At 63.3% G+C, this 19,870-nt stretch carries 19 protein-coding genes; 16 read left to right on the plus strand and 3 right to left on the minus strand.

The window, feature by feature from the left end; translation table 11 throughout:
• Positions 1–15: 15 nt before the first annotated feature.
• The 4 genes from lonB to QZ408_RS08670 are packed head-to-tail and all read left to right on the plus strand — an operon-like array spanning position 16 to position 4,844.
• Entirely contained in the window at positions 16–1,956 is a 1,941-nt protein-coding gene (gene lonB, locus QZ408_RS08655; protein ID WP_292491041.1) for an ATP-dependent protease LonB, read from the plus strand.
• A gap of 6 nt (positions 1,957–1,962) precedes the next feature.
• Positions 1,963–3,291, plus strand: a complete 1,329-nt coding sequence (locus tag QZ408_RS08660) for a TldD/PmbA family protein (protein WP_292490924.1) — start codon at positions 1,963–1,965, stop codon at positions 3,289–3,291.
• A complete protein-coding gene (locus QZ408_RS08665; RefSeq protein WP_292490925.1) occupies positions 3,288–4,580 on the plus strand; it encodes a metallopeptidase TldD-related protein in 1,293 nt (430 codons plus the stop codon). The genes QZ408_RS08660 and QZ408_RS08665 overlap by 4 nt, the downstream gene beginning before the upstream one ends.
• On the plus strand, positions 4,581–4,844 hold the full coding sequence (locus tag QZ408_RS08670; protein ID WP_292490926.1) for a pro-sigmaK processing inhibitor BofA family protein: 264 nt from the start codon (positions 4,581–4,583) through the stop codon (positions 4,842–4,844).
• A gap of 764 nt (positions 4,845–5,608) precedes the next feature.
• Here the strand turns inward: QZ408_RS08670 and QZ408_RS08675 are convergent.
• Positions 5,609–6,634 carry a type II toxin-antitoxin system antitoxin SocA domain-containing protein gene (locus tag QZ408_RS08675; protein WP_292490927.1) on the minus strand — a complete coding sequence of 342 codons (1,026 nt, stop codon included), beginning with the start codon at positions 6,632–6,634 and terminating at the stop codon, positions 5,609–5,611.
• 117 nt (positions 6,635–6,751) lie between these two features.
• Here QZ408_RS08675 and QZ408_RS08680 point away from each other — a divergent pair, with 117 nt between their 5' ends.
• Positions 6,752–6,949, plus strand: coding sequence for a hypothetical protein (locus QZ408_RS08680; protein WP_292490928.1), 198 nt, complete (start codon positions 6,752–6,754; stop codon positions 6,947–6,949).
• A gap of 198 nt (positions 6,950–7,147) precedes the next feature.
• Here the strand turns inward: QZ408_RS08680 and QZ408_RS08685 are convergent, their stop codons facing one another.
• Both QZ408_RS08685 and QZ408_RS08690 read right to left on the minus strand, forming a co-directional pair.
• On the minus strand, positions 7,148–7,828 hold the full coding sequence (locus tag QZ408_RS08685; RefSeq protein WP_292490929.1) for a KaiC domain-containing protein: 681 nt from the start codon (positions 7,826–7,828) through the stop codon (positions 7,148–7,150).
• A gap of 12 nt (positions 7,829–7,840) precedes the next feature.
• A complete protein-coding gene (locus tag QZ408_RS08690; RefSeq protein WP_292490930.1) occupies positions 7,841–8,590 on the minus strand; it encodes a hypothetical protein in 750 nt (249 codons plus the stop codon).
• A 232-nt stretch (positions 8,591–8,822) separates the two neighbouring features.
• On the opposite strand from QZ408_RS08690, the gene QZ408_RS14885 reads away from it, so the two are divergent.
• From QZ408_RS14885 to QZ408_RS08745, 11 genes are read left to right on the plus strand one after another with little or no spacing between them, the layout of a single operon-like run.
• Positions 8,823–11,702 carry an ATPase, T2SS/T4P/T4SS family gene (locus QZ408_RS14885; RefSeq protein WP_365995853.1) on the plus strand — a complete coding sequence of 960 codons (2,880 nt, stop codon included), beginning with the start codon at positions 8,823–8,825 and terminating at the stop codon, positions 11,700–11,702.
• Positions 11,699–12,925 carry a type II secretion system F family protein gene (locus tag QZ408_RS14890; RefSeq protein ID WP_365995855.1) on the plus strand — a complete coding sequence of 409 codons (1,227 nt, stop codon included), beginning with the start codon at positions 11,699–11,701 and terminating at the stop codon, positions 12,923–12,925. Before QZ408_RS14885 ends, QZ408_RS14890 begins: the two co-directional genes overlap by 4 nt.
• Positions 12,888–13,040 (plus strand): hypothetical protein, encoded by a 153-nt coding sequence (locus tag QZ408_RS08705; protein ID WP_292490932.1) that lies wholly within the window; start codon positions 12,888–12,890, stop codon positions 13,038–13,040. Before QZ408_RS14890 ends, QZ408_RS08705 begins: the two co-directional genes overlap by 38 nt.
• Positions 13,024–13,560 (plus strand): alpha/beta hydrolase, encoded by a 537-nt coding sequence (locus QZ408_RS08710; RefSeq protein ID WP_292490934.1) that lies wholly within the window; start codon positions 13,024–13,026, stop codon positions 13,558–13,560. Before QZ408_RS08705 ends, QZ408_RS08710 begins: the two co-directional genes overlap by 17 nt.
• A 51-nt stretch (positions 13,561–13,611) precedes the next feature.
• Positions 13,612–13,941, plus strand: a complete 330-nt coding sequence (locus QZ408_RS08715) for a V-type ATPase subunit subunit G family protein (RefSeq protein ID WP_292490936.1) — start codon at positions 13,612–13,614, stop codon at positions 13,939–13,941.
• Positions 13,928–15,892, plus strand: a complete 1,965-nt coding sequence (locus QZ408_RS08720; RefSeq protein WP_292490937.1) for a V-type ATP synthase subunit I — start codon at positions 13,928–13,930, stop codon at positions 15,890–15,892. The genes QZ408_RS08715 and QZ408_RS08720 overlap by 14 nt, the downstream gene beginning before the upstream one ends.
• Positions 15,893–15,896: 4 nt before the next feature.
• Entirely contained in the window at positions 15,897–16,145 is a 249-nt protein-coding gene (locus QZ408_RS08725; RefSeq protein ID WP_292490939.1) for an ATPase, read from the plus strand.
• 11 nt (positions 16,146–16,156) lie between these two features.
• Positions 16,157–16,735: a V-type ATP synthase subunit E family protein gene (locus tag QZ408_RS08730; protein ID WP_292490941.1), complete on the plus strand. Its 579-nt coding sequence runs from the start codon at positions 16,157–16,159 to the stop codon at positions 16,733–16,735.
• A gap of 12 nt (positions 16,736–16,747) precedes the next feature.
• The gene (locus tag QZ408_RS08735) at positions 16,748–17,809 is read left to right on the plus strand and encodes a V-type ATP synthase subunit C (RefSeq protein ID WP_292490943.1); all 1,062 of its coding nucleotides are present in this window, start codon (positions 16,748–16,750) and stop codon (positions 17,807–17,809) included.
• A 2-nt stretch (positions 17,810–17,811) separates the two neighbouring features.
• Entirely contained in the window at positions 17,812–18,114 is a 303-nt protein-coding gene (locus QZ408_RS08740) for a V-type ATP synthase subunit F (protein WP_214076049.1), read from the plus strand.
• Positions 18,114–19,868, plus strand: a complete 1,755-nt coding sequence (locus QZ408_RS08745) for an ATP synthase subunit A (RefSeq protein ID WP_292490948.1) — start codon at positions 18,114–18,116, stop codon at positions 19,866–19,868. Before QZ408_RS08740 ends, QZ408_RS08745 begins: the two co-directional genes overlap by 1 nt.
• Positions 19,869–19,870: the final 2 nt, after the last annotated feature.

Raw genomic sequence — 19,870 nt, forward strand, 5'->3', positions numbered from 1 at the left:
GAGGTAAACCCGACGATGGATTCAACGACTCCAGAAGAAATCCCGAGGATCGAGCTCACGACTGATGAACTGGCGGAGGCGGACGTCTTTGCCGGCCTTGAGCTGAGCGCATCGTCAGATATCGACGTACCCCCGAATCTCATCGATCAGGTCATCGGTCAGGAACACGCCGTCGAGGTGATCCGGAAGGCCGCGGTCCAGCGCAGGCACGTGATGATGATCGGCACTCCCGGAACCGGCAAATCGATGCTGGCGAAGGCGATGGCAGAGCTCCTCCCGAAAGAGGAACTGCAGGACATCCTGGTCTACCCGAACCCCGAAGACAACAATAACCCCATCATCCGGACCGTTCCCGCCGGCCGCGGCAAGCAGATCGTCAACGCCCACAAGGTGGAGGCGAGAAAGAAGATCCAGATGCGGAGCACCCTCATCATGCTCCTTGTCGTCGGCATCATCGGCTACGCCATCATCGTCTCCCAGTGGCTCATGGGGATCATTGCCGCCGCATTCGTCTTCATGGCGCTGAAGTACTCGACGCCCCGCGAGGAGGCGATGGTCCCAAAACTCCTGGTCACCCATGACCCGAACACCCCCGCACCCTTTGTGGACGCCACCGGCTCGCACGCGGGCGCCCTGCTTGGCGACGTCAGGCACGACCCCTTCCAGAGCGGCGGCCTTGAGACGCCTTCCCACGACCGTGTCGAGAGCGGGGCCATCCACCGGGCGCACGGGGGGGTGCTCTTCATCGACGAGATCAACACCCTCACCCCGCACTCCCAGCAGAACCTGCTGACCGCGCTCCAGGAGGGCAACTTCCCGATCACCGGCCAGAGCGAGCGCTCGAGCGGTGCGATGGTCCGGACCGAACCGGTCCCCTGCCGGTTCGTGATGATCGCGGCAGGCAACCTCGACGCCATCCAGGGGATGCACCCGGCGCTCCGGTCGCGCATCCGGGGCTACGGCTACGAGGTCTACATGCGGGACACGATGGAGGACACCCCGGAGAACCGGAAGAAGTTTCTCCGGTTCATCGCCCAGGAGGTCAAGAACGACGGGAAGATCCCCCACTTCGACCGGGGCGCCATGCTCGAGGTGCTCCGGGAGGCCCGGCGCCGCTCGAATCGGAAGGGTCACCTGACCTTGAAACTCCGCGACATGGGCGGGCTCATCCGGGTGGCGGGGGACCTCGCCCGGCAGGAGAGTGCCGATTTCACCACGGCACGGCACGTCATCACCGCGAAGTCGGCCGCCCGCTCGATCGAGGACCAGATCTCCGACGAATACATCCGGCGGAGCCGGGACTACGACATCACCGTCGTGGAGGGCACCCGGGTCGGCCGGGTGAACGGGCTTGCGGTGATGGGGACCGACTCGGGCTCGGTCCTCCCGGTGATGGCCGAGGTGACCCCGAGCCAGGGGGCGAACGGCACGGTGATCGCGACCGGGATGTTAAAAGAGATCGCCCAGGAGTCGATCAAGAACGTCAGCGCCCTCATCAAGAAGTTCACCGGGAAGGACATCAGGAACATGGACATCCACATCCAGTTCATCGGCACCTACGGCGGCGTGGAGGGCGATTCGGCCTCCGTGACGGTGGCGACCGCGGTGATCAGCGCCATCGAGAACATACCGGTGCGCCAGGACGTCGCGATGACCGGGTCGCTCTCGGTCCGCGGCGACGTCCTCCCCATCGGCGGGGTGACCTACAAGATCGAGGCGGCGGCAAAAGCCGGGATCAAGCGGGTGATCATACCGCGGTCGAACCTGGAGGACGTCCTCATCGAGGACCGCTACCGCACGATGGTCGAGGTGGTGCCGGTCGACCACATCGAGGAGGTCCTCCAGAACGCGCTCGTCCCCGAGAACCGTGCCGGGTTCCTCTCGAAGCTCCGGAAGATGGCGGTCAACCCGACGACCGGCATCTTCGACCCGAACGTCGGGCGCACCCTGGTCTGATGCCCTATGGCTGACGTGAGGTACTACGATATCAGGAGCGTGCGCGGCGAGACCACCCAGATCGATATCGACAACGGGGTGGTCGAGTCTGCAGGCACCTCGTTTTTTGATAAAGCCGTGGTCAGGGTGCTCGGGCCGAAAGGCTGGGGCATCCTCACCCGCGACCACGTCGACATCGACTCGAAGCGCGAGCTCGACGGTCTCGTCGCGGCGGCGGCGCGCCTTGCCGCCGTCACGAAGGACGATATCAGCCTTGCCGACGCACCGCGCGGCGCGCTCGCGGTCCCCCCTCTCGGGGAAGACCCGCGGGACGTCGACCTCGAGGAGAAGACCCGGCTGCTTGCCGGGATCGAGGCGGCGGCACGGGCCCCGGAGGTGGTGAACACCCGGGCCCGGTACACCGAAGGGATCGACGCGGTCCGGTTCCTGGACTCGGGCGGGAACGAGTACTCCTACGAGGCGGTCCGGTCCGGGTTCTCGGTCCTTGCCGTCGCCTCCAGAGGCGGCGTGATGCAGATGGGCAGCGAGCGCGACCACATCATCACCGGGTTCAACCTCCGGAATAAGCAGGACCTCGGCCGGAAGGCGGGCGAGGTCGCGGTCTCCCTGCTCGACGCAAAGCTTGCGAAGGGCGGGGCGCGCCGGGCTGTCCTCGACCCGGAGCTTGCGGGCGTCTTCACCCACGAGGCGGTCGGCCACGCGAGCGAGGGCGACCTCGTCCGCGAAGGCGCATCGGTTCTCGGGGGCAGGATCGGCGAGCGGATCGGGTGTGAGGGGCTCGTGATCGTGGACGATCCCTCCCTCCCCGAGTTCGGGTTCATCCCCGTGGACGCCGAGGGCGTCGCCGTGCGGCGGACCGAGATCATCCAGGACGGCGTCCTCGCTGCCTACCTCCACAACCGTGAGACCCTTGCGGCGGTCGGAAACGGCATCGGGGGTCACGCCCGCGCCGAGCACGGGGCGCCGCCGATCGTCCGGATGAGCAACACCTTCATCGAGAACGGCGATGCGGCCTATGATGAGCTCCTTGCCGAGTGCCGGGACGGCATCCTCCTGATCGGGTCCCGGGGCGGCCAGGTCGACCCCGGGCGAGGCGTCTTCCAGTTCAACGCGGAGTACGGCTACCTCATCGAGGGCGGCGAGACGACCGATATGGTCCGGGACGTCTCGCTCTCGGGCGAGATCCTCTCGACGCTCCACAACATCGCCCTGATAGGAAACGATCGGAAGATGAGCCCGGGCTACTGCGGCAAGGGCGGGCAGAGCGTCCCGGTCAGCGACGGCGCGCCGCATCTCCTGCTTGAAGGCGCGGTCATCGGGGGGCGGGGCGAATGAACGGCGAAGACCTGATCGAGAGGATCCTCCGGGAAGGCGGGAAGCAGGCCGACGAGGTCGAGGTCTTCTACGCCCGGGGGGCAAGTATCAGCGCCGAGATCAAGAAGGGGATCCTCGGCACCGCCGAGGAGTCCGAGGCCTGGAGCATGGCCGTCCGGACCGTCAGGGACGGGCGGATCGGCTTTTCGTCCACAGGCGATCCCGACCGGTGGAGGGAGTGCCTGGATGCAGCGCTTGCAAGCGGCCGCCTCGCCACCCCGCAGCAGTGGGGCGGGTTCCCGAGACCGGCCGGCATGGCGGGCACCGCGTCGTCGTCGGACCCCCGTCTCGTCGTCGCGGTCGAAGATGCGGCCGGGATGGTCGACGACCTCCTCGCGGGTGCGGCGGAGCACCCGGTGGAGGTCGTCGGGGGGTCCGCGGACCTCGCCCGGTCGTATCTCACGGTCGCGAACACGAGCGGTGTCCTCTACGGCATGGACCGGACGGCGGCGGCGGTCTCCCTCGAGACGATCCGGGAGCAGTCCACCGGCTACGAGTTCGACGCCTCCCCGTTCCGTGCCGATATCGACGCCCGGTCGGTCGGGGAGCGGGCGGCCGCGCTTGCTGCCCGCTCCCTTGGGGGCCTTGAAGTCGAGACCGGGCGCTACGACGTCGTTCTCTCGCCGGTTGCGGCCGCGAGCATCCTTGGGCAGGTCCTCTTCCCGGCCCTCTCCGGGCGGAACGTGAAGGCCGGCCGGTCGTTCCTTGCGGATAAGGTCGGCGAGCAGGTCTTTGATGAGACCCTCTCGGTCTATGACGACCCGTTTGCCCCGGGTCTCGGCAGCACCGCCTGGGACGCGGAAGGCGTCCCTACCCGCCGCCTGGTCTTCGTGGAGCAGGGGGTGCTCCGGCGGTTCGCCTACGACCTCAAGACCGGCTACCGCTACGGCGAGGGGAGCACCGGGAGCGCTGTCCGCTCCGGGGGCGAACCTCCCGGTATCGGCGTGCACAACCTCTTCGTCGACGGGCCGCGGATAAAAGAGCCCGGCGACGAGCGGGCGGTCTGGATCCACGACGTGGTGGGCGCCCATACCGCAAACCCCTTCTCCGGTGACTTCTCGGTCGAGATCGCGAACCCCTTCTGGATCGAGGGGGGAGACCTCGTCGAACCCATCCGGACGGCGATGTTTGCAGGGAATGTCTTTGAGATGCTCCGGGCGATCGGGGGGCTCGGAAATGATGCAAGACGCGTCGGACGGCTGACGATTCCATCAATACGCTTAAATAATCAGCAGATCATTGGTAAATAGATGATGGAAGAGATCCTTGCCATCCTTCTCGCGGTAGCGATAGCCGCGGCAATCTACTACCTCATGAAGAAAACCCTGACGCTCGTCATCAACGCCGTCGCCGGGCTTGCCACGCTCTGGCTCCTGAATTACTTCAACATCCTCGCCTGGTTCGGCGCACCCGACATCCAGGTCAACCTGGTGACGATCCTCGTCTGCGCCCTCGGGGGACTCCCCGGCGCCCTGGTCCTCGTCCTGCTCCACCTCGTCGGGATTGTGATCTGAGGGGCGGTTTTGGGGCTCTTCTTCTACGCCTCCTTCTTCCGCCGGGAGTTTCTCTGCCCCTACTGATCTCCCGGCTAAAGCCCGTGGAGAGTATCAAAATCCCTCATGCCGACGGACGGCTGCCCGTCCGATCGCCCAGGTACCGGATATCGTGGAGGCGGGTTTCTGAAAGAATGAGATCTCGGTTGGCGACGATGTGGCGGTAATCCCCGGTGTAGAGCACCATGCCGTCGATCGTTGCGGCGACATAGTGGGCGTCGAGGATCACCTCGCAGTCATCGTAGTCGGCGATAACCGCACGGAATCGGTCCCAGATCTCGCGGTAGGGCTCCGTTCGCGCGTGGAGCGCCAGCGCCTTCCGGTCCTCAAGAACCAGACGCCGTTGCCGGCAGAGCGCTTCATACCGCTCCTTCACCGCGAGAAGCGTCTCCAGAGCCGCTGCCGGCTGTTCGCGACAGAGTCCGGCAACACCCCTGAGGAGCGGGACCGTTCGCCACCCATGGGTCTCAGCCTCGGCGAGGAGGGTCTCCGCCGAACCGGCCCGCTTTAAGTGGGCAATCGCCCGCCGGAACTCGCGGACGAGGTTCTGCTGGATGGTGTGGCACCGTCCCCCCGCCCCATCCCCGAAACACTCGGCCCAGACCCCTGTGCTGGAATGGTTCGGCTCCGGGTCGTCGAAGACATCCGCAGCCTCGGTGCCCCAGGTGTCGGCGACGTGAAAATAGTACCCGATGAGGACGTTACTGTCGAGGAAGTAGGGCAGGTTACCTCCTCCCTGTCGACGACTCGCTGCACGCGAGATCGAGGGAGATGCGCATCGCCATATCGACGAGAGATGAGACCTCTTCGTCGGTATCCGGGGGGAGAGAGGGCGGGTTATCGCATAGGATCGCATTCCGCTCGGTATTGAAGCGCCGCTCCGCGGTGTCGCAGAACTCCTGCAACCGCTCCTCCCTATACACAGCCGGGACCATATGCATCGCGACGACATGTGAAACGAAGCAGAGGGCATCGCAACCTTCGGCCGCAAGTGCAGGGGCGTGCGAGGGGTTGTGGCGGAGTGTCGAGCGGTATGCGTCGTCCCACGCCAGGTATGCGTCGTAGAAGATCTCAAGGGCGGGCAACGGATACGCAGCAATGAAGCTGTCTAAGACCTCTTCGACGGTGGCAATCCGCTCCGCATTCAGGGGGTGGAGCGCACCGGCAACCTCCGTGGAGAGAGGGAGGATGCTCATGCAGAACGTGCGTTCAAAGCCGTCGGCGTGCAGGCCGGACTGTTCCAGATACAGTCTCTCACGGCGGTTCAACTGGAAGTACTCGAGAGGGATATCTTCTCCATCCGAAAATTCCTTCCAGAGGCGGAAATAGTGGGAAGTGTCACTGATGAGATCGGTTCTCTTGAACTTCATCCACTGGAGCACCGACCAGAGGAGGACTCGCTCATAGGGTGTAAAGACCGTGAGGTCTGCCTTGCTCCTGGGCCTGTATTCGTACGACTCGTGGATATTTCTTCGGAGAGAACTGCCCGGCGCTCTTCTTCCCGCATGCACATTTGCTGTTGGCGTTTTCACGTCGAAATATGCGTTCGACTCGGACGTTAATTGGAATGCCGTAGCCTCGGCAGGCCCTTTCGGCATGCGGATGTAGGTCGTCCCGCAGAGCGTTGTTCCTCTCTGGTTGTAGTAGATGAGGTCCACGAAGAAGATGAACTTCAGGAGCTTCGTCCGGCCGATGCGGTTGTCGCACTCCACCGCGTACAGTAACGCATTGATCAACTTCTGCTTCCGCATCCCATCACTTCCGTCCTGAAGCTTCCGCTATAACCGGAGAAACAAGTCTGTATGTGTGCGTATGGCAGGTACTAAAAGATAACCCTTTCTGAACGTAGGATCATCACTGCACCTTCAGTGCTCGAACTCCGGCTCTTCGGGGAAGTCGCTACTCGCAGCCTCGCGGTGCTCATGCGACGGTTCTGCGAACCGTCGCACCTAACGGTGCTCGAACTCCGCTCCTCCAGAGCATCGTTCCTCGAAGACCTGCGGTCTTCTCATGCTCGCTACGCTCACACCCCCCACACCTTCGCCTGCGTATCCTGCGAGCGGTAGATCGCTCTTTTCTCCCTGCAGACGTCGCACTGGCCGAGGTCGACCCTCACCCGTTCAAACGTCTGGTGATCGAGGGCACCAGGCAGGGGTTGCGCCTTCGCCGGGCTCTGGCTCCGCAGAGCATCGCACGCTCCATAGATCTACTCGCGTGAGGCCGTATCGCCCACTCCATCGCCGGCTTATGCAAGGCCAGAACCCCTAGAAGAGGCTCGCTTCCGAGTAGACCGTGATCTCGTCCTCGTGGATCTCGAACGGTTTGATCTCGCGCGAGTGGGCCGACCGGCGCATCTTCACGACCTCGAGGGCCAGGTGCACCTCGGTGAGCCCCGGGGAGCGGATGTAGCGCAGGAGGATCACCGTATCCGCCAGGTACTCCGCAAGGCCGTACCTGCTCCCGTTCGGGTCCGTCATCTCGGTCTCGCTCGTCAGTACGAGTGTGCAGTTCTCGTCCCGCATCATCTCGATGAACGAAAACATCTCCTGCCGCCGGACGGACTCGTCCACGAAGAGCCCCTCAAAGAGCGATATCGGGTCGATGATCACCCGTGAGGCCCCGGTGTTCTCGATGAGGGCGGGAAGCTCGCTCTTGATGCTGCTGATCGCGAGGTTGAAGTCGGTCGGGTCCAGCCTCAAGAGGGAGAACCGGTCGCCGAAGACCTCCGTATCCCACCCCTTCTGCGCCATGGTGGCGCGGAGGAGTTCCTCCCGCTCTTCGAGGCTGATGTAGATCACCCGCTCGCCCCGGCTGAGCCCCTCGTACGCGAACTGGAGGGCAAACATCGTCTTCCCGGTCCCGTAGGTGCCGACGATCGCGCAGATGCTCCGCTCGAGCAGCCCCCCCGAGAGCATCTCGTCCAGGCCCACGACCCCGAACTTCACCCGGTCAGCCGTTTATACCACCACCCTGATGTTCTGCACCTCAAACCCCTCCGCCGCGGAGATCTTCACCGCGAACTTCACGAGATCCTTATCCTCGAGACGGGGCATCACGCCCCGGAACCTCTCAAAGTGCATAACCCGCTGCCGGCGCTGTGCGCCGGTCTCCTCCCAGCGGAAGAGGAGCGTGGCGTCGACACAGTCGGCGATCTCAAGTTCCCGCGACCGGTCCAGGATACCGGAGGTGAGCGGAAGATAGATCGTGATGTTCCGGCGTTTTGCCACCTGCTGCAGGCCGCGCAGGAAGGCGATGAACGCGTGCCACCGCGGACTCCCCGTCAGCGACGGCGCGATCCCGGTCAGCGAGTCCATGACGATCAGGCTGTTGTCCGGGCATCCGCCGAGCACCCGGGCGAGTTCCGCGAGGATGTCGCCGCTCTCCCGGCGCTGCTTCTTCTGCAGGCGCTCGATGGCGCTCCCCTCCCCGTACCAGTCCGGGGGGACGATGCTCGCATCGAAGTAGAGCTCCGAGAGATCGTAAAAGACGATCTCTTCCTTGAGTTGCGTATAGAGATCCGGGTTGAACGAGAGGGCCATCTCCCTGAGGATATCCTCCCGCATCCGGGTGAGCGTCACGTACACGATCCTGTCCGGGAGGAGGAGGTGCTCGCCCGCCTTCCCGCTCCGCTTCAGGATGGCGAGGTGCATGATCGAGGTCTGCACAAACTCGACGTTGCCGGCACCGTGCTCCCCGAGGAGCAGCACCGCCGATCCCGGCGGGACGCCCCGTCCAGCAGGGGGTCAAGCGAGGTGATGCCCGTCGGCATCCGTAATCGGAGGCGGTCGCGCATGGATACATCCCGTATATAAGGCGAACGATTTATTTGTTCTGATCCTCTGTGGTATCAGCGGAAGTTACGGCCGGAGACGGCGAAAAAAAAGCAGATTTATAAGGATGCCGCTCCACACCACCTATTGTTTACGCAGGTCCCGGGAGGTGCCGATCCACCCCCCGGGGCCGGGTCTGGAACGACGCAGGTCACGGAGATTATGCAGCAAACAGCGTTCTGTCCTCAGACGAAGACATGTATGGGCGCCCCGCCGGTGCGGATGCCGCGATGACGCCGGGCGCCCCCCGCCCGGCGGCCGAAGAGCCCACCCCCGGGAGAGGTCCGGCCTCTCCCGCCTCCTGGACCGGACCTGCTTCTTCCGGAAGGGCGTCGAGATCGCGGGCGAGTACGACCCCGCAACGCACGGCCCTCTCGTGGAAGCGGCACCTCCCCCGGGCTACGAGGAGCTCGACCGCTACTGGATCACCGCGGGCCTCTCGCTCGCCGTGATCGCCCGGAACACCGGGACGAACCAGGCCGAATACCTCCTCTTCGAGCCGGTGCTCTCGGAGTTCGAGTACGAACTCCTTGAACGGCTCTTTGACGACCTCCGCGACGTCCTGATCCTCGACGACCACGACATCGCCGCCGATCGCCGGGTGGTCCTCTCCAGGAAGACGCAGGACCTCTTGACGGAGTACGGCCTCGCCCTTGACGACAGATCGGCCTTCAAGATCCGCTACTACCTCGAGCGCAACTTCCTCGGCTGGTCGCGCATCGACGCGCTGATGAAAGACCCGCAGATCGAGGATATCTCCTGCGACGGCACCAAAATCCCGCTCTTCCTCTACCACCGCAGGCACCAGAACATCAAGACGAACATCCTCTTTGACGAACCGGCCTTAAACTCGCTTGCGATCACCCTTGCCCAGCGTTCGGGCAAACACGTCTCGATCGGGAGCCCGCTTGTGGACGCGACCCTCCCCGACGGTTCACGGCTGCAGCTCACCTTCGGCAGCGAGGTCACCACCCGGGGCACCTCGTTCACGATCCGGAAGTTCCGCGAAGCCCCGTTCACGCCCGTCGAACTGATGGAGTCCCAGACCTTCGACGTCGACCAGCTCGTCTACTTCTGGATGGCGATCGAGAACAACAAAAGCCTGCTCTTTGTCGGCGGCACCGCGTCGGGAAAGACCACGTCGCTCAACGCGGTCGCTCTCTTCATCCCGCCGCTCGCAAAGGTCGTCTCCATCGAGGATACCCGCGAGATCACGCTCTACCACGAGAACTGGGTTGCGACCGTCACGCGCGACACGGTCTCGGAGGGGCTCGGCGCCACCATCGGGATGTTCGACCTCCTCAAGGCCGCGATGCGGCAGCGCCCCGAGTACATCCTTGTCGGCGAGGTCCGGGGGAGCGAGGCCCAGACCCTCTTTCAGGCGATGAGCACCGGGCACACGACGTTCTCCACCATGCACGCCGGGGGCGTCGATGCGGCGATCCACCGCCTGGAGAACGAACCGCTCAACGTGCCCCGGAACATGCTCCAGGCGCTCGACATCGTATCCGTCCAGGCGCTCACCCACCGGGGATACGACCGCGTGAGAAGGTGCCGGGAGATCATCGAGCTCGCCGGGATCGACCCCGTCACCGGCAGCCTCCAGGTGAACACGGTCTACGAGTACAACCCTGTGCCCGACACCTTCTCCTACTCCGGGCGGTCGCGGATCCTCGGCGAGATCATGGAATACCGCGGCTGGAGCCGGGCCCGGCTCGACGAAGAACTCCAGATCAGGCGTTCCGTCCTTCTTGCGATGCAGAAACAGGGTATCAGGGACTACAGGGCGGTCGCCCGGATCGTCCAGGCCTTTGCGATCGAGCCTGACCGGGTGCTCGCCTCTCGACGACCTCGGCAGGTTGATCCGGTGATCCTGCCCGCCTGCACACGGATCCGCCGTCTCATCCGCCGGTTGGTGGAGCGCGACCCCATACGCTACCGGAGCCTCCGCGAAGACCTTGTTGCGGCGAACCTCGGGGTCACCCTCGACCGCTACCTCCTCAAAACGTTCCTTGTCTCCGGGCTCTTCGGCGCCTTCTGGGCAGTTCTCGCCTTCCTCACGCTGCGGTTTGCAGTTCTCCCGCAGGTGAGCATCAGGGTCTACAACGTATTTGCCATCCGGCTCCCGGCGTTCATGCTGGTGGACCCCGTGGTCGGCGTCCTGCAGATCGTCGCGAGCGCGGTTATCTTCATCATCACCGCCTACGCGGGCTCCGTCTTCTTCCTGCAGTATCCGTCCCTCGTAAAGAAGAACCGGGAGACCCGGATCAACCTGCTGCTCCACCACGCCGTCGCCTACATGTATGCCATGCGCCAGGGCGGTGCGGAGATGATGGCGGTCTTCCGGGCGATCAGCGGGAACTCAGGCGTTTACGGCGAAGCGGCCCACGAGTTCCGGCGCGTCGTCCGCGACACCGACTACTTCGGCTACGACCAGATCACGGCGCTCCGGCACCTGCAGGAGACGACCCCGTCGGAGAAACTGCGTGATTTCATCCAGGACCTCGTCTCCGTGGTCGAGAGCGGGGGAGACATGCTCGCCTTCCTTGATGCCCGGGTCCGCACCTACCAGGAGGAGGCCCGGTTCGAGCAGAAGACCTTCCTCTCCACGCTCCAGCTCGTAGCCGAAGCCTACGTGACGCTCTTCGTCGCCGGCCCGCTCTTCATCATCATCGTCATGGTGGTCATGGGGTTTATGGGCAGCACGCCCATCCTGCAGCTCTCGGTCATCATCTACCTCCTGGTCCCGGTCGGGTCGCTCTTCTTCATCCTCTTTCTTGACGCGATCTCGATCAAGACCGAGGGATCGAGCGGTATACCGAGGCGCGCTGGCTCAACGAGTTCGAAGACGTCCGGGTCGAAGAGCGGACCGGCGACGAACCGCTGGTCCGGCAGCTGCAGTATTACGACCGCGTCCGCAACCTCCGCGCCTTCCTGCGCCACCCCCTCCGGGCGTTCCTCGTCGAACCGAACAGGACGTTCTACGTGACGGTGCCGGTCGCGCTCGCGTACGTCCTCCTCGCCTTCCTCGCGACCCCGGCCTACACCGACGTCGAGGTCCTGATCGACGTCCTCGACGACCACCTGATCGTTGCGCTGCTTATCGTCCTCGTCCCGTTCGGCATCTTCCACTGGTCCTGGCAGAAGACGGTGATGGGGCTTGAGGCGGCCATCCCCGAGTTCCTCAACCGCCTCTCCGGGATAAACCAGGTGGGCCTGACCCTCGCGCAGGCGATCACGATCGTCGTAAGGGCGGACCTCGGGGTGCTGACCTACGAGATCAAGAAGATCAAGCGCGATATCGATTGGGGCGCGAGCGTCCAGGACGCGCTTGTCCGGTTCGAGGAGCGGATACGCACCCCCACCATCGCCCGGGCGGTCACCCTGATCACGACGGCGAGCCGGATGACCGGGGGTATCGGCGACGTCCTGAACATCGCTGCCCGCGACGCCGCGATGTCGGAGACCCTCAAGCGCGAGAGGCGGGGGGAGATGTTCATCTACGTCACCATCGTCTACCTGGTTTTCATCGTCTTCCTCTTTGTCGTGGCCGTCATCGATGCCCAGTTCCTCTCCGCGCTCGCAGGGGTCGACGCCCTTGCTGCCGGCAGCATGCCCGGCGGGCTGTCGTTCGGGAACACCCCCATCGCGACGTTCGAGCGCCTCCTCTTCCACGCGTGCCTCATCCAGGCGCTCTTCTCGGGCCTGATCGCCGGGGAGATGGGGAGGGTCGCTCCGGGCGGGGGTCAAACACGCCGCCGTGATGATATTCATCGCGTTCGTGGCCTTCACCGTCTTCCTGTAGTGCATCGATTCCGGATGAACAGACCATACCCGGCCTTCGCCCCATCCCCCAGAGCGCCCCTCCCCGGCACCCCCCCGCCCCGCTCCACCCGCGCTTCACCCCGGCGGAATACCCATACGCTTCTCCGGCACCTCCACCCGCCCGGCCTTCAGCCTCCTCCCCGCCCCTCCCCGGGCGAGGGCAGTGTTTGCGATACCCGGTGGGAAGCCGTGCCCGGGAGCGGCCCTCACGCCGGTTTCCCGGAAGGGGGGAGGCAGGGTGCAGGGGTAGCCCGGCCCCCGGGATATGGTGATCCGGTCCCGCCGTGCCGTGAGTTTCGCGATAGAATTTTATATCCTCCGCCCCCCAACACTCTCCTGGTGATACAAGATGTGTACAGTTGGCGGACCTGTCGATATCGAGTTTGACGAGCGGGTGAAGGGCAAGAGTTACCGCTGCAAAGAGTGCGGCGAGCGGTTTAAGGGCATCGGAAAGCGGCCCATGTGCCCGAGCTGCCAGTCGGAAGATGTCGAAGAAGCCTGAAGGCGGCGCGTCCGGGAGTCCCCCCGCCGCGCCGGATGAGACTTTCGTCCCCCTTGGCGAGGAGATCCTGATCGTCCGCAAAGAACACTCTTTTCTGCTCGTGGGGAAAGCCGGTTCCCGGTTTACCCTCTGTATCGAGACCCCTGACGACGAGTACTGTCAGGCAGTCGACCCCGACGACCTGGTCACCGTCTCGATGCCGGAAGGCGGCCCCATCGAGCAGGCACGCATGATGCTTGAGCTGGTCCGGCAGTACCATATCCCGCTTGTCGTCCTCAAAAAAGACCATCCGGGGTCGCGACGGTTATCGATGGTCGTCTCGGTCGCCCCGGAGATCCTGCTCGCCTGCGACATCCGGCGGGGGACTCACCCCGAGCAGCACCTCATCTGCTCGTCGGCGGAACTCTCCGGGCTCTCGCTTACCGGGGTAAGCGGGGGCGTTACACTGAAACACCTCCCCTCCGGGGTGACGGTGGAGCGTCTGAATCCGGAGAAAACCTCTGCGGACAAACAACAATAAATATATGCTCATTTTCATCAAATATTCATAAGCCGTGAGAAGGAGGGTTTGATGAAGACCGATGTCCTGAAAAGCATCAGGGAAACTGAAGAAGAGTATCAGGCAATGATCCGTGATGCGCAGGCCGAGAGGAAAAAGAGCCTCTCGGATGCCGAGCTGGAGGCCGACAACCTGGTCCGGAAGGCACAGAACGATGCCGGGGATTACAGGAATCGGCGTCTCGTAGAGGCACGGGCCCAGGCGCAGAACAGGTACACAGAGATTGTCAAGGAGGGTGAAGCGCGCGCAGAGACGCTCAAAGCGCAGGGAGGCAAAAACCTCACAAAGGCTGTAGACTTTGTCGTCTCGCGGTTCAAGGAGCACCTGCATGTTAAGGCCTGAACAGATGCGCCGGCTGCTCATCGCAGTCCCGAAGGGTGAGATCGAGACCGTCATCAGCGAACTCTACCGTCACAACATCTACCACATCGAAGACTTTGTGCCGGAGAGCGAGTCTGCCTCGGCGTTATCGATCGGCCACCCGCTCCCGGGAGCGAGCGATACAGCCTCGGCGCTCATCAAGGTCAGGGCCATCGAGAATGCGTGCGGGATTGATCCCGGGAACGTAGAAATCAGAGAAAAGATCCCCGCATCGAAGGTCAGGGAGAGGATCAAGACGGATCTTCCCGCCATCCTGGAGGAGGTGGAAGGTCTCGTCGCAACACGTTCGAAACTGGAGGCGCGGCAGAAAGAGCACGAACAGCGCGCAAAAGAACTCGAACCGTTTGCTGCGCTCCCCCTTGACCTGGAACTTTACCGGGGGTATACCCGGTTTACCGTCTTTACCGGGCATATCAGGCATGATGTAGCCATCGACGTCCCCCACGAGAAATATTTTTCCGACAAGGTGGACGGCAACATGATCGCCGTCGTGGTGCCTAATGAGCACCGCGAAGAAGTCGAGCGGACTCTTCTTGATGCCGGGTTCCAGGCGATTCCCGTCCCGGAAGAGACGGGAGCTCCGGCTGATCGCCAAAAAGCCCATCTCGGCGAAGCCCGGGACGTCAATGCCGGGATCGCCGGGGTCAACCAGAGGCTCGCGGAGATCCGGGACAGGCACACCGATCTCCTGGTAGCATGCGATGAACTACTCACGGCCGACGTAGAGCGGGCGGAAGCCCCGTTGCGGTTTGCTACCACGGAGGAGACCTTCATCACTGAAGGCTGGGTGCCCGAGGACCGGGTGAACAGGGTCCGGGCGGCACTGGAGAAGGCGGCCAACGGCCGGATCTACATCGGGGAACTGGCGATCGATGACGACGCAAAGGTCCCGGTGGAGTACGAGAACCCGTCGTTTGCCTCGCCGACCCAGGTGCTCATGGACATCTACGCGCGGCCGCGGTACTCCGAGCTCGACCCGACGTTGATGGTAGCCATCGTGTTTCCCATCTTCTTCGGGCTGATCCTCGGCGACGTGGGGTACGGAGCAATCCTGCTTGCCCTGAGCCTCGGGCTCCGGAAGTTCCTGACAGGTGACGAGGGGCGCATGCTTCTTAAGGTGCTCACCTACGCAAGTGTATCGAGCATCATCTTCGGGATTCTCTACAGCGAGATCTTCGGGACCGCGCTCCCGTGGCCGGCGCTGATCTACTCCCGGCACCTCAACATAGGGGTGGCCGCGGGCGGTCACGGTCCTCAGGTCACCGAACTCATGATCCTTGCAATCTGGATCGGCATCCTGCACATCACGCTCGGGCGGATCCTCGGCATGATCAACGCCCGGAAGGTTCACCACGGAAGACATGCGGCAAAAGCGGCAATCGCCAATGCCGGGTGGATCGGGACGATGTGGGGTATTCTCCTCATGATCTGGGCGCTTTACGCCATCCCGATGATGCCCGACCTGACGGGTCTTCCCGTCGTCGTCATGGGGCTCAACGTTGCCGCCGTGGCGGGAGCCGTCCTTCTGGTGGCAGGCATCCTCGGGATCGCTCAGGAGAACCCGCTCGAACTGGTCGAGATCCCGACGATCATCAGTCACGTATTGTCCTACGCCCGTCTCGTGGCGGTGGGCTTATCCTCGGTCGCTATCGCGATGGTGGTCAACTACATCGCGATCGGTATGATGATACAGCCCCAGCTTGAAGCGATCACACCGGTCGGCGTGATCCTCATCATCTTCGGTGTTCTCGTCCTCTTTATGGGGCACGCGCTGAACACGGCACTCGGCCTCCTTGGAGGCGGTCTGCACTCACTTCGTCTCCACTATGTTGAGTTCTTTACCAAGTTCTACAAAGGTGGAGGCAAGAAGTACAACCCGTTTGGTATGAAATCTAAGTTTACGGAGGAATAAAGAAATGGCAGATGTTGTTATGACTCTTGAAATGGTACAGGCATCGCAGATGGGAATGAAAGCACTCGGCGCGGCTCTCGCTGTCGGCCTTACCGGCATCGGCGCCGGTGTCGCGGAGATGACGATCGGTTCCGCTGCGGTCGGGGCGACGGCGGAGAACCGCGACGTGTTCGGTCTGGTGCTGCTGCTTACCGTTATTCCCGAAACCATCGTTATCTTCGGTCTTGTGGTTGCACTGCTGCTTCTGTTCTGATGGAGTGAACCATGGGACTCGAAGCAGTCGTCAACGAGATCCGGGAGAAAGGGCGAAGAGAGGTCGCGGCGGTCCGGGCAGAGACCCGGGCCGACGTCGAGGAGATCCTGAAGGACGCACAGGCCCGGGCTGCCGCGATCAAGGTCTCGGCCGAAGAGGAGGTGGACCGGGCTGCCGCCCACATCGCCAACCAGGAAGCCTCGGCAGCGAACCTCGTCGTCAAGCGGCAGGTCTTGAACGCCCAGAAGACGCTCCTCGATCAGGTCTATTCGGCCTCGCTCGCTGCTGTCGGTGATCTGCCTGCTGAGTTCCACGAGAAGGCGCTCACAGACCTGTTGAAGAGAGCGGCAGAGGAGATCAAGAAGGGCACCGTGCACGCAAACAGGCGGGATATCCCGGTCGTCGAAAAGGTCCTCGGCGCGACACAGTCCCTCTCGGGCTACACCGTGGGCGCGCCCGTCGAGATCCCCGGCGGCATCATCGTCGAGAGCGCCGACGGCGACCTGCAGATCGACTACAGCTACAGCACGTTCCTGGATGAAGTCTGGGAATCCGCCCTGAAAGATGCGTCGGATATCCTGTTTACGTGAGGGGGTTCATACATGGCAGGGATAAGTAGCAGCGGACTGGCAACCAACTACATCTACGCCTGCACCCGCATGCGCGTAAGGAGGTCACGGCTGATACCGCGCGAAGATTATCTCCGGATGCTGAATATGAGCCTGCCTGAGATCACCCGGTTCATCGGTGAGACCAAGTATCGGTCCGAGATCGATGAACTCGGCACCTCCTTCTCCGGTATCAACCTCGTCGAGGTGGCCCTGAGCTGGAACCTCGCAAAGGAGTACCAGAACATCCTGGACCTTGTGCCCGGGGAACTGAAGTACTTCACCGCGAGTTACCTGCGGCGCTGGGATATCCAGAACGTCGTCACCGTCCTGCGCGGCAAGATGCAGGGGATGTCGCCGGGCAGGATCAAGGAGGTCCTGGTCCCGGCCGGCAGGCTTGACCGGATTGCTCTCGACCGCCTGATCGCCGAAGATTCCCCGGAACGGGTTGTCGAGGCCCTCAGGGGCGAGCAGTTCTACCCGGTCCTCGAACGGGAACTTCCCCACGCGATCGAGACCGGGTCATTTGCCCACCTGGAGAACGAACTCTACAAGGGCTACTACGCACGGCTCATCGCCGATGCCAGAGCGGGTGTCAAGGGTGGGAACGTATTCCTGAAGTACATCGAGCTCGAGATCGATACCCGGAACATCCAGAACCTCTTCCGCCTCCGGGCCGGGCGCGTCCATGAGGACGTGCGGGAACTGATGATCCCCGGCGGCTCGTTCTCGGTGGAAGAACTGCAGCGGCTCTCGGGGCTTGAGGACAAAGACGAGTTCATCGACGCCCTGAAACGGCGGGTGAGATCAGTCCCGCTCCTGAACACGCTCGAGGCCATCCGGGGCAAGACCGCCCTGCATGCGATCGAGGTTGCGCTGACCCGGGTCCAGCTCGACCAGATGGAACGGATGTCCAAGCGGTATCCGTTCTCGGTCCTGCCCGTCATCGTCTACCTGGAAGAGAAGAAGTACGAGGTCGCGAACCTTCGCGCTCTCGCCCGGGGCAAGGAGGCCGGCCTTCCCGGCGAGCGATTACAGGGCTACCTGGTGATGTAAGCATGGAGATCGCAGTTGTCGGTAGCGGTGAATTCATCCTCGGTTTCAGGCTCGCGGGTGTCAGGAGGACCTACGCGGCCGAGACCGACGAACGGCTGGTCGAGCACATCAACCGGGTGCTGGAGGATAAAGACGTCGGCATCCTTGTGCTGAAAGGCAGTGACATGGAGCGGGTCCCCCTGCGGCTCCGCACCGTCCTCGAGAACTCCGTTAAGCCGACGGTGATCGCCATCGGCGGAGAGGAGGGCGGCCTGTCGATGAGAGAGAGAATCAAGAGATCGGTGGGTGTTGATCTGTGGAAGTAATGAAGAAAAGTAAGGAGAACGGGGCTCAGGGAGCCCTGAAACGAATTTCAGGGCCGGTCGTCACTGCTGTTGGTCTCGACGCACACATGTACGACGTGGTGAAGGTCGGCAATGAGGAACTGATGGGGGAGGTCATCAAGATCCAGGGTGAGAACGTCATCATCCAGGTCTACGAGGACACCGCCGGCATCAGGCCCGGTGAGCCGGTGACGAACACCGGCCTCTCGCTCGCCGTGGAACTCGGGCCCGGCCTGCTGACCAGTATCTATGACGGGATCCAGCGGCCGCTCGAGGTGCTCGTGGACAAGATGGGCAACTTCATCGAGCGCGGTGTCTCGGCCCCCGGCCTCTCGCACGAGAAGAAGTGGGAGTTTGTGCCCACGGTGAAGGCGGGCGACGCCGTCAAGGCCGGCGACATCCTCGGCACGGTCCAGGAGACGAACATCGTCCACAAGGTCATGGTCCCCCCGAACGCGAAGGGCGGCAAGGTCAAGAAGATCGTGGGCGGCAGTTTCACGGTGGACGAGACGATCTGCACCCTCGAGGACGGCACCGAGATCGTGATGCTCCAGCGCTGGCCGGTCCGTGTGCCCCGCCCCGTGAAACAGAAACTGAACCCGGACATCCCGCTGATCACCGGTCAGCGGATCCTGGACGGTCTCTTCCCCATCGCAAAGGGCGGAACGGCGGCCATCCCCGGACCGTTCGGGAGCGGCAAGACGGTCACCCAGCAGCAGCTCGCCAAATGGTCCGATGCCGAGATCGTCGTCTACATCGGCTGCGGCGAGCGCGGCAACGAGATGACCGAGGTGCTGACCGAGTTCCCGGAACTCGAGGACCCGAAGACCGGCCGCCCGCTGATGGAGCGGACGGTCCTGATCGCGAACACCTCGAACATGCCGGTCGCGGCCCGTGAGGCGTCCGTCTACACGGGGATCACGATCGCCGAGTACTTCAGAGACATGGGCTACGACGTCTCCCTGATGGCCGATTCCACCTCCCGGTGGGCCGAAGCCATGCGTGAGATCTCGAGCCGTCTTGAGGAGATGCCCGGCGAAGAGGGGTATCCCGCATACCTTGCGGCGCGCCTCTCGGAGTTCTACGAGCGGGCAGGCCGTGTCATCACCCTGAACGGGGCAGGCGGTTCGGTTTCGGTCATCGGCGCGGTCTCTCCGCCCGGCGGCGACTTCTCCGAGCCGGTCACCCAGAACACCCTGCGTATCGTCAAGGTCTTCTGGGCGCTCGATGCGAAGCTCTCCCAGCGCCGGCACTTCCCGGCCATCAACTGGCTGAACTCCTACTCGCTCTACCTCGATGCGCTCAACGAGTGGTACGACCGCGAGGTCTCGCCCGAGTGGAACCCGCTCCGGGCGTGGGCGATGGGCGTCCTCCAGAAGGAGGCCGAACTCCAGGAGATCGTCCAGCTGGTCGGTTCAGACGCCCTGCCCGACGAGGAGCAGGTCACCATCGAGGTGGCGCGGATGATCCGCGAGATCTTCCTGCAGCAGAACGCCTACGACGCGGTGGACACCTATTGCCCCATGTCCAAGCAGTACGACATGATGAAGGCGATCAAGTTCTACGCCGACCTTGCGCGTACCGCCCAGGCAGGCGGCGCAACCCCGCAGCAGGTTGTCGGCGTGAAGAGCAAGAACGAGCTTGTGCAGATCAAGTTCATCAAGGACTACGAGCCGGTGCTTGCGAAGATCCGAAAGGACATGGAAGCTGAATTTGATGCAATAAGGGCGGCGTGATC

The sequence above is a fragment of the Methanoculleus sp. 10 genome (assembly GCF_913757945.1).
Lineage (GTDB): Archaea > Halobacteriota > Methanomicrobia > Methanomicrobiales > Methanoculleaceae > Methanoculleus.